This is a genomic window from Phenylobacterium sp. (genome assembly GCF_030693405.1).
In the GTDB taxonomy this organism is placed as follows: Bacteria; Pseudomonadota; Alphaproteobacteria; order Caulobacterales; family Caulobacteraceae; genus Phenylobacterium.
Map to the genome: position 1 here is coordinate 1 of NZ_JAUYAW010000064.1, position 13,518 is coordinate 13,518.

Sequence of the window (13,518 nt, forward strand, 5' to 3'; positions counted from 1 at the left end):
CAGCTGCAGCTCGGCCAGCCGGTTGCCGACGCAGCGATGGATGCCGAAGCCGAACGACATGTGCTGGCGAGGCCGGGGCCGGTCGATGATGTAGGCGTCGGGGGTCTCGATCACCGTGTCGTCCCGGTTGCCCGAGACGTACCACATGACCACCTTGTCCCCCTCCTTGATGGTCTTGCCGCCCATCTCGAAGTCCTGGGTCGCTGTGCGCGCCATATGGGCCAGCGGCGTCTGCCAGCGGATGGTCTCTGAGACCATGGACGGGATCAGGTCGGGATTCCCCCGCAGCTTGGCGTACTGGTCGGGGTTCTGGTTCAGCGCCAGGACCGAGCCGGAGATGGTGTTCCGGGTGGTGTCATTGCCGCCGATTATCAGCAGGGCGACATTGGCGTGGAAGTCGGCCATCGACATGTGCCGGGTCTCCTCCCCATGGGCCAGCATGGAGATGAGATCGCCGGTGGGCTCGGTATTGACCCGTTCGTTCCACAGGCCGGTGAAGTAGGCGAAGCACTCCCCCATCACCTTGCGCAGCTCGGCGATGTCGGCCACCGGCCCATGCCCAGGCGGCGAGGTCATGGTGTCCGACCAGAAGGTCAGCTTGCGCCGCTCCTCGAAGGGGAAGTTGAACAGGGTGGCGAGCGTCATGGTGGTCAGCTCTTTGGACACCAGGTCCACCCAGTCGAATTCCTCCCCCACCGGCAGGCTGTCGAGGATGAATCCGGCCCGCTCGCGGATCAGCGGGGCCATGACCGAAAGCGCCATGGGCGAGAGCGCCGGGCTGACCGTCTTGCGCTGCACGTCGTGGCGCGGCGGGTCCATGGCGATGAAGTTGGCCCCCGACGGCGCATTGGGGTCGCGGAACCCCTGGGCGGCCTTGGGCGTCAGGGTGATGCCCTTGGCCGAGGAAAACACCTGGTGGTTGGAGTCCACCGCCAGGATGTCGTTGTAGCGGGTGATCGACCAATAGGCGCCGTAGTTGCTGTCGGGCGTGTAGTGGACCGGCGACTCCGCCCGCAGCCGCTCGAAAGTCGGCCACATGGCGTCGTCGCGAAACAGCGAGGCCCGCGCCGGATGCAGCTCCTCGATCGGGGTCTCATAGGCCGCCTTGCGGGCCGCCTCCCGCTTGTCGCGCAGCACGTCCACATATCCGTCAGCCATGACCGGTCTCCTGCCCTTGAGGGACGGAGGCTCTTGCCGGCCCCGCGCCCAAAACATTTCGGCGCCCATGGAGCCGAACCAAACACGGTTCACCAAGGGAAAATGCGCGGAGGAGGGCTCAGGTCTGGCCTATCCTGCGCTCGCGGTGACCTTCCCGGCCGGGCGGCGGCGGGTCTGGCCAAACCGGGTGAGGGCGGGGATCGCCAGGAAGATGACCCACTGGGGCATTGGCCAGACCGTCCCCAGCCGGGCGAGGCCATAGAACAGGAACAGGCCTGCAAACCCGAGCTGAATGCCAGACAGCACGGCCTCGAGCAGCGGGTCACGCCGCTCCGCCAGCCCCCAGAGGCCCACGGCCAGCACGGCCAGAACCACAGTCACCGCGTGCCAGAGGATCGAGGCGAAGGCGCCAAGGTCAGGCTCGCTCAGCGCGGCCAGCATGGGCGCGTGCACCTCTGGGCCGCCTGCGAAGACGTGAGTGAGAAACGTCGCCCCCATCAGGACGGCGGCCAATCGGGTCCAGACCATCTTCATCTCCATACGCTGGCGTATGGTCTAGCCAGGTCGCTTGCGCCCGTCAATACGCCGCCGTACGGTTTTCCCGTGGCGAACATGACAAGGCAAAGGCTCGGCGCCGAAGATTGGCTGAGAGCTGGGCTCCAGGCCCTGGCGAGATCTGGTCCCTCGGCCCTGCGCGCCGAGGCCCTGGCGCGCGACCTCGGCACGACCAAGGGCTCGTTCTACTGGCACTTCAAGGACCTGCCACACTACCTGGATCGCCTCATCCAGTTCTGGGAAGAACGCGCCTTCGAGGGCGTCGTGGCGCGGCTTGATGCGGACCTGCCGCCCCGGGGACGGCTGGAACAGCTATGCCTGTTGGCCGTCGGCCTTCGTGATCCGGACTATGGCGGCGCGGCGCTGGAGCCGGCTCTACGCGCCTGGGCGCTGTCTGATACGAACGTGGCCGAGGCCGTGGCCCGCATGGACGCCCGCCGGGTCGCCTATCTGGGCGACCTGTGTCGCGCGGCCGGGATCGACACATCCACCGCTCCGGCGATGCTCTACGCCCTCTATGTCGGCTTGGAGACCCTGGACCGGGACGACGCCGAAGGCGTCATGTGCGCAGCGCTGCTGCGGATTTGAAGCGACCGACTGTTAGTCCGAGACGGCCCAGAGCTGTTCGGCTCGAGGTCTAGCGGTCTCAAACAGTCATGGAGAAGTGGCGCACCCGACACGATTCGAACGTGTGACCTTTGCCTTCGGAGGGCAACGCTCTATCCAGCTGAGCTACGGGTGCTTGGCGCCTGAGGCGGAGCGGGTTTCTAGCCGAAAGGGGGCCGGACCGCAAACGGGTTTGGGGCGCCGTGCGCGGGCCGTTAGGCCACCTGCGGGGTCTTGTCGGTGGTGAGGTCGACGAAGACGTCCTCCAGGCTCGGATCCTCGGTGGCGATGTCGCGGATGCGCAGGCCTGCGGCGCGGACGGCGGCCAGCACCTGTTCGACGCTGGACTGGCCGGTGCGGTAGGTGACGCTGAAGGCGCCGCCGGCCCGGAGTTTGGTCTCAAAGCCCGCCAGGGCCGGTGCCTCTTCCACCGGGGTCTCGGGGGTCACAACCACGCTGCGGGTGTCGAGGCGCCCCAGCAGCTTGGCGGTGGATTCACAGGCCACCACCTGGCCCCGGTTGACGATGGCGATCTGGTCGCAGAGCGCCTGGGCCTCTTCCAGATAGTGGGTGGTGAGCACGATGGTCACGCCCTGGCGGTTCAGCTCGACCACATAGTTCCAGAGCTGGCGGCGCAGCTCCACGTCCACGCCGGCGGTGGGCTCATCCAGGATCAGGACCGGCGGATTGTGCACCATGGCCTTGGCCACCATCAGCCGGCGCTTCATGCCGCCTGAGAGCTGACGCACATAGGCGTTGGCCTTGTCGGCGAGGCCGAGCGCGGCCAGCAGCTCGTCGGTGCGGCGCTCCTTGCGGGGCACGGCGTACATGCCGGCCTGGACCTCGAGCGATTCCCGGGGCGTGAAGAAGGGATCGGCGGCGATCTCCTGGGGCACCACGCCGATGGCGGCCCGGGCGTCCCGGGGGTGGGTGTCGATGTCCCGGCCCCAGATCTTCACCGTGCCAGACGTCTTCTTGGTCAGGCCGGCGAGCGTGTTGATGAAGGTCGACTTGCCCGCGCCGTTGGGGCCCAGCAGACCAAAAATGGAGCCCCGGGGAATGGCCAGATCGATCCCGCGCAGGGCCTTCATCTCCGGCGTGGTCTTGGTGGCCGGATAGGTCTTGACCAGGCCCTGGGCCTCGATGGCGAATTCCGGAAGGTCCATGCGGTCCCCTTTGGCGCCTGCGCAAGGTCGGTTGGCGGGCGCGAACATTGACGGGCCAAGCCCGCCTCGCATACCTAGGCCCGAGCAGCCTCTGCGCCAAGCTTCCGACCGGAGATTTCCCCCATGGCCCGTGCGACCGAAAACCGTGGCGTCCAGGCCCAGACCTCCCCTGAGCCCATGCCGGCCAAGCCGGCGGTCACCGCCCTGACGGCCAGCGCGCGGCCGGCGCCGGAGGTGGTCTATGTGCGCACCGGCCGGATCGCCTGCGACGGGGTCGGCGGGGCGCTCGGCCATCCGCGGGTCTGGCTGGAGATGGGCGGGGCGACCTTCGTCGAATGCCCCTATTGCGACCGCCGGTTCGAGCTGGCCCCTGAAGCCGGCGAAGGCGCCGAGAACGAGCGCCTCGCGCCCGGCGTCTACGAAGGCCCCCACGGGCACTGAAGTCTAAGGCGCTTCAAGCGCCCGCCGTCTCCCCATCTCCTCCTGTCGTCATGCTCGGCCCTGTGCCGAGCATCCCTGTCGATGACGGGCGCAAGCGTCGCGAGGGATCCTGGGCACAAGGCCCAGGATGACGGTTGAGAGGTCCTGCGATCATCGCAGTCGCCTCAAGCGCCGCAGGCTACTTTTGAACCACGAAGAACACGAAGTTCACAAAGGTAAGCAGGGCCCCTTCGTGTCCTTTGTGTCCTTCGTGTCCGCCCTTAAAAGCGCTGCGCGCGGCTAGGCCACCGCCGCGGTCAGCCGGCGTGAGGCCCGCCAGAGGCCGTAGGCGAAGACGCCAGCCCCGGCCCAGATGAAGGCGAAGGCGGTGATCTTGGCCCATCCGAGCGGCTCGCCCTGGACCACACCCAGCACAAAGGTCATGGACGGCGCCAGGAACTGCATGAAGCCCATGGCCGACAGCGGCAGGCGCCGGGCGGCCCAGGCGAACAGGACCAGCGGCACCGCCGTCGCCGCGCCGGAAAAGATCAGCCAGGCCGCCGGCGTGATCCCGAGCGTGAAGTGGTCGGCGCCGGCCTGGGCCAGCCAGATGGCGAAGATCGCGCCGGGAATCCCCAGGAGCAGGCACTCGATGAACAGGCCAGTCTGGGCGTCCGCCGCCACCTGCTTGCGCACGATCCCATAGCCGCAGAAGCTGGCCGCCAGCGTCAGGGACACCCAGGGCAGGCCGCCGATGGCCACGGCCTGGAAGACCACGCCGATGGCGGCGAGCGCGATGGCGCCCTGGGCGATGCGGTCCAGCCGCTCCCGGAAGAAGAGCGCGCCGGCCGCCATGCTGAGCAGCGGATTGATGAAATAGCCGAGGCTGGTCTGCAGGACCTTGCCGTTGTTCACCGCCCAGATGAAGACCAGCCAGTTGGCGGCGATCAGCAGGGATGAGAGCGCCAAAAGGCCAAGCACCTTGGGCTTGCGGAACACCGCCAGGGCCTGGCCCCCCTGGCCTGCCATCCAGACGAACAGGCCTGCGAACGGAATGGCCCAGAAGGTGCGGTGGGCGAGCGTCTCCCACGGGCCAACCCCCATGGAGCCCAGCATCTGGAAGACCAGCGGGATGAAGCCCCAGATCAGATAGGCCGACAGGCCCGCGGCGAAGGCGCCCGGCGGCGGAGAGGTCGGTGATGACGGCGGCGTCGGGGCCAAGGGGCAGGCTTTCGGCTGGGAACGCGCCCTACCTAGACCTTCGCCCACGCTTCACAAGCGCCGATCCGTAGGCGCCCCGCGGGAAACGGACATGCAAATGGGCGGCCGCGGAACGGCCGCCCATTCTTAGACTCGACGTCGCGCTGCGACCTTAGGCGATGGCCTTGGTCTTGATCAGGCCGCGCTCGTCCAGCAGCTGGGCGATCTGGATGGCGTTCAGCGCCGCGCCCTTGCGCAGGTTGTCGGCCACCACCCACATGTTCAGGCCGTGCTCCACGGTCGGGTCATTGCGGATGCGGCTGACAAAGACCGGGAATTCGCCCTGGGCTTCCTTGGGCGTCATGTAGCCGGTCTCATCGCGCTTATCGATCACCACCAGACCGGGGGATTCGCGCAGCAGGTCGCGGGCCTCGTCCTCGTCGAGGGGCTCGTGGAACTCGATGTTCACCGCTTCGGAATGGCCGACCATGACCGGGACCCGCACGCAGGTGACCGTCAGCTTGATGGCTGGATCGATCATCTTGTGGGTCTCGTTCCACATCTTGGCCTCTTCGTCGGTGTAGCCGTCGTCGCCGAAGGCGCCGATGAAGGGGATGACGTTGAAGGCGATCTGCTTGGGGAACTTGTTTGGCGGGGTTGCGCCCAGGACGAACACGTTCTTCGTCTGGTCGAACAGCTCGTCCATGCCTTCCTTGCCCGCGCCGGAGACCGACTGATAGGTCGAGACCACCACCCGCTTGATCTTCGCCCGGTCATGCAGGGGCTTCAGCGCCACCACCAGCTGAGCCGTCGAGCAGTTCGGGTTGGCGATGATGTTCTTCTTGTGAGCGTAGGAGACGTCGTCCGGGTTCACCTCCGGCACGATCAGGGGCACATCCGGGTCCATCCGGAAGGCCGAGGAATTGTCGATGACGATGGGGCCGGCGGCGCCGATCTTCGGCGACCATTCCTTGGAGAAGGACCCCGACACGCTCATCAGCACCAGGTCGACGGTGGAGAAGTCGAACTGGGCGATATCCTCGCAGGCCACCGTCTGGTCGCCGAAGGACACCTTCACGCCGATGGATTTGCGCGAGGCGATCGCGTGAATCTTGTCCACGGGGAATTCCACTTCCTCGAGGATATTCAGCATCTCACGGCCCACATTGCCCGTGGCGCCGACGACGGCCACCCGGTAACCCATCGAACTCTCTCCTGAATGTCTTTGGCGGTGCGCTCCGTTACGCCGCCGCATGAACGCGCGCAAGCACGCCGCCGCAAGGGCCCGTCCGGCCGCAGCTTCGTCCCCCCTCACCTAGGGGCTAGGATGGGCCGGCGCAACCCGTGGGCGAGACACCGCCCGGGGCGCCTGAGGGAGAAACGACCATGAGCCAACCGTCCACCGGCATGCCGTTTGCTGACCTGATGGGGCTTCAGATCCTGGAGCGGGCCAAGGACAAGGTGGTCGGCCAGCTTGAGGTGCGCGAAGACCTCTGCACCGCCGGCGGCATCCTTCATGGCGGGGCCTTCATGGCGTTCGCCGACGCGCTCGGCGCCATCGGCGGCTTCCTGAACCTGCCGACCGGCGCCCGCACCACGACCCTGGAGAGCAAGACCAACTTCCTGGGGTCGGCCAAGGTCGGAACCACCGTCACAGGCGAGGCCACGCCCCTGCACATCGGCCGCCGCTCCAGCGTCTGGCAGACCCGCATCACCGCCGAAGACGGCAAGCTCCTGGCCATGGTCCTCCAGACCCAGATGACGGTGGAGGTCGGGCCGGCGCCTAAAACCTGACCACCGGCGCCTGATCCTCCCGCAGCGCAGCAGTGCGATGTTGCGTCGCAAAATTGTCGCTTGTGACCCGGGGGAAGGGGGCGCTAAAGCTTCTCTCAAGGCGGCCGACAACGACGCAATCGACGACGAAGGCCGCCAGAGGAACGCCCCGAAAAGTGGTTGTCATCAACCCCTCTCCGGGAACGAAAAAAATGATCGCTCGTATCGCTGCTCTCGCCGCCGTCGCGGCTGTGTCCATCTCGGCCCCCGCCTTCGCCCAAGGCGTCAAGGTCCAGGTCGCCGGCAAGTCCGTCGAACAGGTCCATGCCGACATCGTCAGCGCCGCCCGCACGGTGTGCCTGCGCGAAACCACCACCGAGACCTTCCGCCAGTCCGCCCAGGCCCGCTGCGTGAAGTCGACCGTGGAAGCCACCCTGGAAAAGGTCGGCGACGCCGATCTGGCCGCCGTGGCCGGCATGCAGCTGGCCCAGCGCTAAGCCTCGCCGCCGCAGGCCAGAAGCGCCTGCAGCGACCCAAAGTCTGGAAAGGCCGGCGGCGACGCCGGCCTTTCTTGCGTCTGGGGATCATGCTTGTCTGGATCGCCAGAAGGAGGACCCCATGGCCGAGCCCGACGACCTCAAGGTCACCAACAATACCGAGACCGGCCGGTTCGAGGTCCGCCTGGGGGATGACCTGGCCTTCGCCGAATACCGGCTTTTGAAGACCGGAATCCTCTTTCCCCACACCGAGGTCCCGCCCGCCTTCGAGGGTCGGGGCGTCGGCTCCCTGCTGGTCCGCACCGCCCTGGATTACGCCCGCGAGCACGGCCAGGCGGTGATGCCGGTCTGCCCCTTCTTCGCCAGCTACATCAAGCGGCACGCGGAATATCAGGACCTGCTGCACCCCGACTATCGCAAGAGCCTCGGCCTGGACTGAGCCTGTGAGCTTCGCCCTGCCCGCACGCATACGCGCATGACGAGAGGGGTTGGCGGCGCCCGACAACCTATTGTAGGAAAGTCAGGGCTGTTTCTGTTTTGTTCGGGGGCGAACCTTGCGGAGCTTTTGGGCGGCGTGTGTGCTGGCGGGGTGTCTTGCGCTGGCCGGACTGCCGGGGGCGAGGGCTGATGAGCCGGCGGAGGTTCACCCGGATCTGGTGACCGGGGAGCTGTCCAACGGCCTTGAATACCAGATCCTGCCCCTGGTGGGTCGCGAGGGGGTCGCCTTCCGCCTGCTGGTCTGGGTGGGCAGTCAGGCCGAGACCGACGACAATCGCGGGATCGCCCACTTCGTCGAACACATGGCCTTCCGCACCACCCGTCGGTTCGCCGATGGGGAGATGGACCAGGCCATGGCGAAGGCCGGCGCCGCCTTCGGCCGCGACCATGCGGCCTATACCGGGCGCTGGACCACCACCTATCACCTGGACCTGCCCAGCCGCGATCCCGGCCCGATCGCCACCGGCCTTGAGTGGCTGCGGGATGTGGGGGACGGCCTGTCCTTTCTCCCCGCTGAGGTGGCCGCTGAACGGGGCGTGGTGCTGGCCGAGCGCCTGGACCGGACCTGGACCGGCCAGGCGGTCGAGGAGCAGGAGACCGCCTTCCACTTCCGACCGGAGGACAGCCTCAGCCCGGGCGGAGCGGTGGCCACCCTGCGGGCCATGACGCCGGCGGATCTCAAGGCCTTCCACGCCAGGTGGTATCGTCCGGACCGGGCGTTGCTGGTGGTGACCGGGGATGTGGAGCCCAGGGCCATGGTCGCCGAGTTGGAGCGGCGGCTGGGGGGATGGGCCGGGGCCGGCGAGCGGCCGCGGATGGCCGACACCCCTGACCCCGAGCCGCCCGAGGCGCCGGTCGCCCTCATCCTGCCGCCGACACGCCTGCCCGCCCAGAGCCTGGCCTGTCGCAACGCCCCAGTTCCCGAGGCGGGGGCGGGAGGCCTCGAGGAAGACATTCTGCTGGAGGTGCTCAGCCGCCGCCTGGCCCGGGCTGCGGCGACCGCCCGCGGGGTCTACAGCCTGGAATTCGACACCACCGGCCGATATGAGACGCGGCAGGTGGCCTGCCTCATGGCGAGCCACGGTCCGCAGATGGGGCTGGACGCTCTGAACCTCGGCCAGGGCGAGCTTCGCGCCTTCGCCGTCCATGGACCCGAACAGGGCGAGATCGACGCCGCCGTCGCCGAGCAGCGGGCCAAGGCCCGGGGCGCCCTTACCGAGCGGGCCAACGCCACCGCCGCCGAGACCGCCGATGAGCTGGTCTATTCCATCGCAGGCGGCGGGACCTTCCTGCATCCCCACCAGATGATGCGACAGGTGAGCCGCGGCGCGCCGGGCCTGACCCCTGATCGTCTCCGGCAGACCTTCGCCGCCCTGTGGCCGGCAGACGCCCCGCCGACCCTTTCGGTGGAGGAGGCAGGCGCCACCGCCGAGGCCGTGGTCTCAGGCTGGCGCGCGGCGGCCGCCGGCCCCCTGCCCCGACCCACGCCGGCGCCCCGTCCCATCGACCTTGACCTAGGTCCGCCAGGCAAGGTGATCAAACGCGAGGCCCTGGCGCAGGGGGCGACGCGCCTCACCTTCGCCAATGGCCTCGTCCTCAACCACCTGGCCAGCGACCGCTCGCCCGGATCTGTGGAGATCATCATCCGCCAGGGGCCAGGCGCCCGCCAGCTCAACGCCGGCGACTTCGTGACCGCGTCGGTCGCCGTCTCCATCCTGCCCTATGCGGGGATCGAGGCGGCGAGCTACACAGCCCTCCAGGAGCTGAACGCCCAGTGGAGCTGGGATTTCGACGTCAGGTTCGGCGAGTACGGGCTGGCCGTCACCGCCCGCAGCTTCGCCGATCAGGTCGCCCCTCACCTGACCCTGATCACCGCGCACCTGGCGACGCCGGGTTTCTCCGACGAAACCGCCGACCAGTTGGCCCTGCTGGCCGCCCACATGGAGCAGGAGATCCAGCTCAACCCGGCCGAGGCCGCCGCCAACGCCTTCGCCCGGACCATCTGGCCCGACACCGCCGGCGCCGCCCGAGACCCCGACACCTATCGCCGCACGACGCCAGACGACCTCAGGCGAGTGATGGCCACCCAGTTGGCGGCAGGGCCGGTCGAGCTGACCCTGGTGGGCGATATCAGCGAGACCGCGGCGATCGCGGCGGCCGCCACGACCCTGGGCGCCCGGCCGCTCCGCCCGCCGCTAGCGCCCACGCCAGAGCGGCCGCCCCTCGACTATGCCCGCGCCCCGGACGGCCCCATTGAAGTCAAGCATCAGGGGTCAGCCGAGCGGTCCGCCGCCCGGATCTACTGGACCCGCCCGCCCCTGGAGGGCGAGAAAACCCAGGCCGCCGCCCTGGTGCTGAGCGAACTGATGGAGCTCGCGGTGACCGATGAGACCCGTCGGAAGCGCGGCCAGACCTATTCCCCCGTGGTCGATCTGGACGGCGACCTCGACGATCCGCACGACATCGCGATCTATGTGGAGGTGACCCCCGACGCGGCGAGCCTGGATGCGGTGACCGACGCCGTGCGCCAGACCGCCCAAAGCTTCATCGAGGCGCCCCCGAACCCCGCGGCGATCGATCAGGTGGTGCGGCCCCTGCTGGCCCAGCTGAAGACCGCCCAGCTCACCGACAGCTATTGGGCCATGGCCCTGGGGAGTCCTTTTGGCTGGGACGCCGCCCGCAAGGCCGTAGACGACCTGGGCGCGGCCCTGGCCGAAGTGACGCCTGCCGACGTCCACGCCCTGGCGGTCCCCTGGCTGTCGGCCCCGCCCATCCTCGTCCTGGCCCGCCCGGCCGCGCCCCTGAGAGACGCGCAATGACCCTTCGCCCCAAGATCCAATCAGCCCTGGCGGCCGGCGCCTTACTGTTCGGTTTCGCGGCCAACCCGGCGGGGGCCCAGGCCCCGGCGGCGGAAGACCCGGCCCCGCCCCAGGTGCAGGCCTGCTGGGATTCCGACCCCAAGAGCGCCCCTGACGCGACCCTCGCCCTCTGCCGCACAGCCCTGCTGGCGGCGGAGACCGACGAGGCCCGCGCCATGGTCCACCTGTGGACCGCCATCGCCCTGATTGAGAACGGCGACAACGACGCCGCCATCGCCGCCGCCGATCAGGCCGCGGCGATCTTTCCCCTGGCGGAAATCCGCAGCACCCAGGCTCTGACGCGCCTGAACGCCGGCCGCCCTGACGAGGCCCTGGCCTCCGTCGAGGCCGCCCTGCGCCAAGATCCCCAGGCGATAGAGCTGAGGCGCGCCCGCGCCCAAATTCTCACTGCCATGGGCCGCGGAGCCGAGGGGATCGAAGACCTTGAGCGACTGCACCGGGAATTGCCCGACGACTTAGAGCTGACTTTGAACCTGGTTGCCGCCCTCGACAGCCAGGGACAGACGAGAAGGCGGGACCAGATCCTCAACCGCGCCATCGCCCGAGCGCCGGAGGCGGCCGACCTTCTTGTCGAGCGGGCGCTCCTCTTGATGCTGACCCGGCCGGAAAGATCCGTCACCGACCTCGATGTCGCTATCGCCCAGGCCCCGACCGACGAAGCCCACGCGTTGCGAAGCTTCGCCCGCATCGCCGCCGGTGATGTTGAGGGCGCCAAGCGTGACCTTGCCGCCATAGGCGATCTGGCGACGCTCAGCGTTCCGGCCCTGGTCTATGCCTCCTTCGCCGCCGAGACGGCCGGTGACCTGGACGGGGCCCTCGCCCTCGCCGAACAGCTGGTCGAGAGCTCCAACCCAACCGACCGAGGGACCGCCCTCGCCCGGCGGGGTACGCTGCTGATCCAGCTGGACGACCTGACGCGCGCCAAGGCCGACCTTGAGCGGGCGGTCATCCTGGACCCTGAGGAGGCCATCGCCTGGGGCGGGCTCGGCGCGTTGGCCATGGAGACCGACCCCGCCCAAGCTGTGGTCTTCTATCGGCGCGCGCACGCCCTCGACCCAGACGATGCAAACTTGGAGCACAGCGTGGCGGAGGCCCTGTACTGGAGCGGTGACTATCCGGGCGCCGCGGCCGGTTATTCCAGCCTCCTGAAGCGCTATCCGGACAACCCCGAGATGCACGCCTCCTTGGCCGCGACCCTGGTCCGGATGGAGCGCGTCCAGGACGCCGAGCGGCCCAGCGCCCGGGCCGTGGCCCTCGCCCCGGACTATCCGGAATACATGCTGATCCGCGGCGAGGTGCTCTACCTGCTCGGCGAGGAAGACGGCGCCCTGGAGCAGCTGGACAGACTGGCCGCCGCGGGCGCCGACACCGCCTATTCCCGCTATGTCGCCGCCGTCATCCGTCGCGGCCAAGCCGATTATGAGGCCGCCCTGCGGGAGACCGACGCGGGCCTGGCGCTAGCCCCTGATAATGCGGACCTCATGGAGGAAAAGGGCGGCGTCTACTACATGCTGGATGACCCGCTCAGCGCCCTCGAATGGCTGGACAAGGCCCTGGCGATCAATCCGAAGCTGCCTGGCGCCCTCTACGTCCGCGGCCTTGTCCGCGCCGAGCTGGGGGACGCGGAGGGGGCTGCCGCCGACCAGGCCGCCGCCATCGCACTTGATCCCAACTTGGCCGAAGACCTCTAGGCACGAAGCCTCTAGGCGAGCGCCGCCAGGACCGCGTCGCCCATCTGCACGGTGGAGAGCGCGCCGCCCAGATCGCGGGTGCGGGCGCCGTTCTCCAGGGCCTTGATCACTGCGGCCTGCAATCGGTCGGCGGCGTCCGGCCGGTCCAGCGACCAGCGCAGAGCCATTTCGAACGACAGGATAGCGGCCAGGGGATTGGCCACGCCTTGGCCGGCGATGTCCGGGGCCGAGCCATGGATCGGCTCATAGAGACCCGGCTTGCCCGGCGCGCCCAGCGCCGCCGAGGGCAGCATGCCGAGCGACCCGGTCAGCTGGGCCGCGGCGTCCGACAGGATGTCGCCGAACAGATTGTCGGTAACCATCACGTCGAACTGCTTGGGGTTCTTGACGATCTGCATGGCCGCATTGTCTGCGAGGATGTGCTCCAGCTCGACATCGGCGAATTCGCGCTTGTGGAGGTCGGTAACCACTTCGCGCCAGAGCAGGCCGGAATCCATCACATTGGACTTCTCGGCCGAATGGACCTTGTTGCGCCGGCCCCTCGCCAGTTCGAAGGCCACCCGGGCGACCCTCTCGATCTCGGCGGTGGTATAGACCTGGGTGTCCACGGCCCGCTTGCCGCCGCCCGGCAGGTCCTCGATGAAGCGGGGCTCGCCGAAATAGATGCCGCCGGTCAGCTCGCGGACGATCATGAAGTCGAGACCCTCGACCAGTTCACGCTTCAGCGAAGACGCATCGGCCAGGGGCCCGAAGCACAGGGCCGGCCGCAGATTGGCGAACACCTCCATGCCCGCCCGCAGGGCCAGCAGGCCAGCCTCCGGGCGCTTGTCCCGGGGAACGCCGGCCCATTTCGGTCCGCCGACGGCGCCCATCAGCACGGCCTTGGACGCCTTGGCGAGCGCCAGGGTCTCGTCGGTCAGGGGCGAGCCCGACTGGTCATAGCTGATGCCGCCGAAAGGGCGCTCCTCGACCACGAGATCGGGGGTCAGGGCTGCGATCACCCGGCGGACCTCGGCGGTCACTTCGGGGCCGATGCCGTCGCCGGGCAGGAGGAGAAGGTCGGTCATGGTCATCG

At 68.6% G+C, this 13,518-nt stretch carries 13 protein-coding genes and 1 tRNA gene; 7 read left to right on the forward strand and 7 right to left on the reverse strand.

The features are described from left to right. Together Q8N19_RS13285 and Q8N19_RS13290 are read right to left on the reverse strand one after the other, a co-directional pair. Nucleotides 1–1,158: cytochrome P450 (locus tag Q8N19_RS13285; RefSeq protein WP_305591408.1), on the reverse strand; the 1,158-nt coding region annotated here is incomplete at its 3' end. A gap of 129 nt (nucleotides 1,159–1,287) precedes the next feature. Beyond that, nucleotides 1,288–1,686: a hypothetical protein gene (locus Q8N19_RS13290; RefSeq protein ID WP_305591410.1), complete on the reverse strand. Its 399-nt coding sequence runs from the start codon at nucleotides 1,684–1,686 to the stop codon at nucleotides 1,288–1,290. An 84-nt stretch (nucleotides 1,687–1,770) separates the two neighbouring features. Between Q8N19_RS13290 and Q8N19_RS13295 the strand changes: the two genes are divergently transcribed. Then, a complete protein-coding gene (locus Q8N19_RS13295; RefSeq protein WP_305591412.1) occupies nucleotides 1,771–2,301 on the forward strand; it encodes a TetR/AcrR family transcriptional regulator in 531 nt (176 codons plus the stop codon). A gap of 77 nt (nucleotides 2,302–2,378) precedes the next feature. On the opposite strand, the gene Q8N19_RS13300 is transcribed toward Q8N19_RS13295, so the two are convergent. Continuing rightward, nucleotides 2,379–2,455 (reverse strand) — tRNA-Arg (locus Q8N19_RS13300). Nucleotides 2,456–2,534: 79 nt separating this feature from the next. Continuing rightward, nucleotides 2,535–3,485: an ABC transporter ATP-binding protein gene (locus Q8N19_RS13305; RefSeq protein WP_305591414.1), complete on the reverse strand. Its 951-nt coding sequence runs from the start codon at nucleotides 3,483–3,485 to the stop codon at nucleotides 2,535–2,537. 123 nt (nucleotides 3,486–3,608) lie between these two features. Here Q8N19_RS13305 and Q8N19_RS13310 point away from each other — a divergent pair, with 123 nt between their 5' ends. Continuing rightward, on the forward strand, nucleotides 3,609–3,926 hold the full coding sequence (locus Q8N19_RS13310; protein WP_371133854.1) for a zinc-finger domain-containing protein: 318 nt from the start codon (nucleotides 3,609–3,611) through the stop codon (nucleotides 3,924–3,926). Between the two features lie 279 nt (nucleotides 3,927–4,205). Here the strand turns inward: Q8N19_RS13310 and rarD are convergent, their stop codons facing one another. Beyond that, on the reverse strand, nucleotides 4,206–5,126 hold the full coding sequence (gene rarD / locus Q8N19_RS13315) for an EamA family transporter RarD (protein WP_305591416.1): 921 nt from the start codon (nucleotides 5,124–5,126) through the stop codon (nucleotides 4,206–4,208). Nucleotides 5,127–5,277: 151 nt separating this feature from the next. After that, a complete protein-coding gene (locus Q8N19_RS13320; protein ID WP_305591418.1) occupies nucleotides 5,278–6,309 on the reverse strand; it encodes an aspartate-semialdehyde dehydrogenase in 1,032 nt (343 codons plus the stop codon). A gap of 182 nt (nucleotides 6,310–6,491) precedes the next feature. Here Q8N19_RS13320 and Q8N19_RS13325 point away from each other — a divergent pair, with 182 nt between their 5' ends. The 5 genes from Q8N19_RS13325 (at nucleotide 6,492) to Q8N19_RS13345 (ending at nucleotide 12,443) form a co-directional block, all read left to right on the forward strand. Continuing rightward, nucleotides 6,492–6,899: a PaaI family thioesterase gene (locus tag Q8N19_RS13325; RefSeq protein ID WP_305591420.1), complete on the forward strand. Its 408-nt coding sequence runs from the start codon at nucleotides 6,492–6,494 to the stop codon at nucleotides 6,897–6,899. A gap of 191 nt (nucleotides 6,900–7,090) precedes the next feature. After that, nucleotides 7,091–7,375, forward strand: coding sequence for a hypothetical protein (locus tag Q8N19_RS13330; protein ID WP_305591422.1), 285 nt, complete (start codon nucleotides 7,091–7,093; stop codon nucleotides 7,373–7,375). Between the two features lie 121 nt (nucleotides 7,376–7,496). Continuing rightward, on the forward strand, nucleotides 7,497–7,814 hold the full coding sequence (locus tag Q8N19_RS13335) for a GNAT family N-acetyltransferase (protein WP_305591424.1): 318 nt from the start codon (nucleotides 7,497–7,499) through the stop codon (nucleotides 7,812–7,814). 115 nt (nucleotides 7,815–7,929) lie between these two features. Beyond that, entirely contained in the window at nucleotides 7,930–10,692 is a 2,763-nt protein-coding gene (locus Q8N19_RS13340; RefSeq protein WP_305591426.1) for a M16 family metallopeptidase, read from the forward strand. Further along, nucleotides 10,689–12,443 (forward strand): tetratricopeptide repeat protein, encoded by a 1,755-nt coding sequence (locus Q8N19_RS13345; RefSeq protein ID WP_305591428.1) that lies wholly within the window; start codon nucleotides 10,689–10,691, stop codon nucleotides 12,441–12,443. The genes Q8N19_RS13340 and Q8N19_RS13345 overlap by 4 nt, the downstream gene beginning before the upstream one ends. 11 nt (nucleotides 12,444–12,454) lie before the next feature. On the opposite strand, the gene leuB is transcribed toward Q8N19_RS13345, so the two are convergent. Then, a complete protein-coding gene (leuB, locus tag Q8N19_RS13350; RefSeq protein WP_305591430.1) occupies nucleotides 12,455–13,510 on the reverse strand; it encodes a 3-isopropylmalate dehydrogenase in 1,056 nt (351 codons plus the stop codon). Nucleotides 13,511–13,518: the final 8 nt, after the last annotated feature.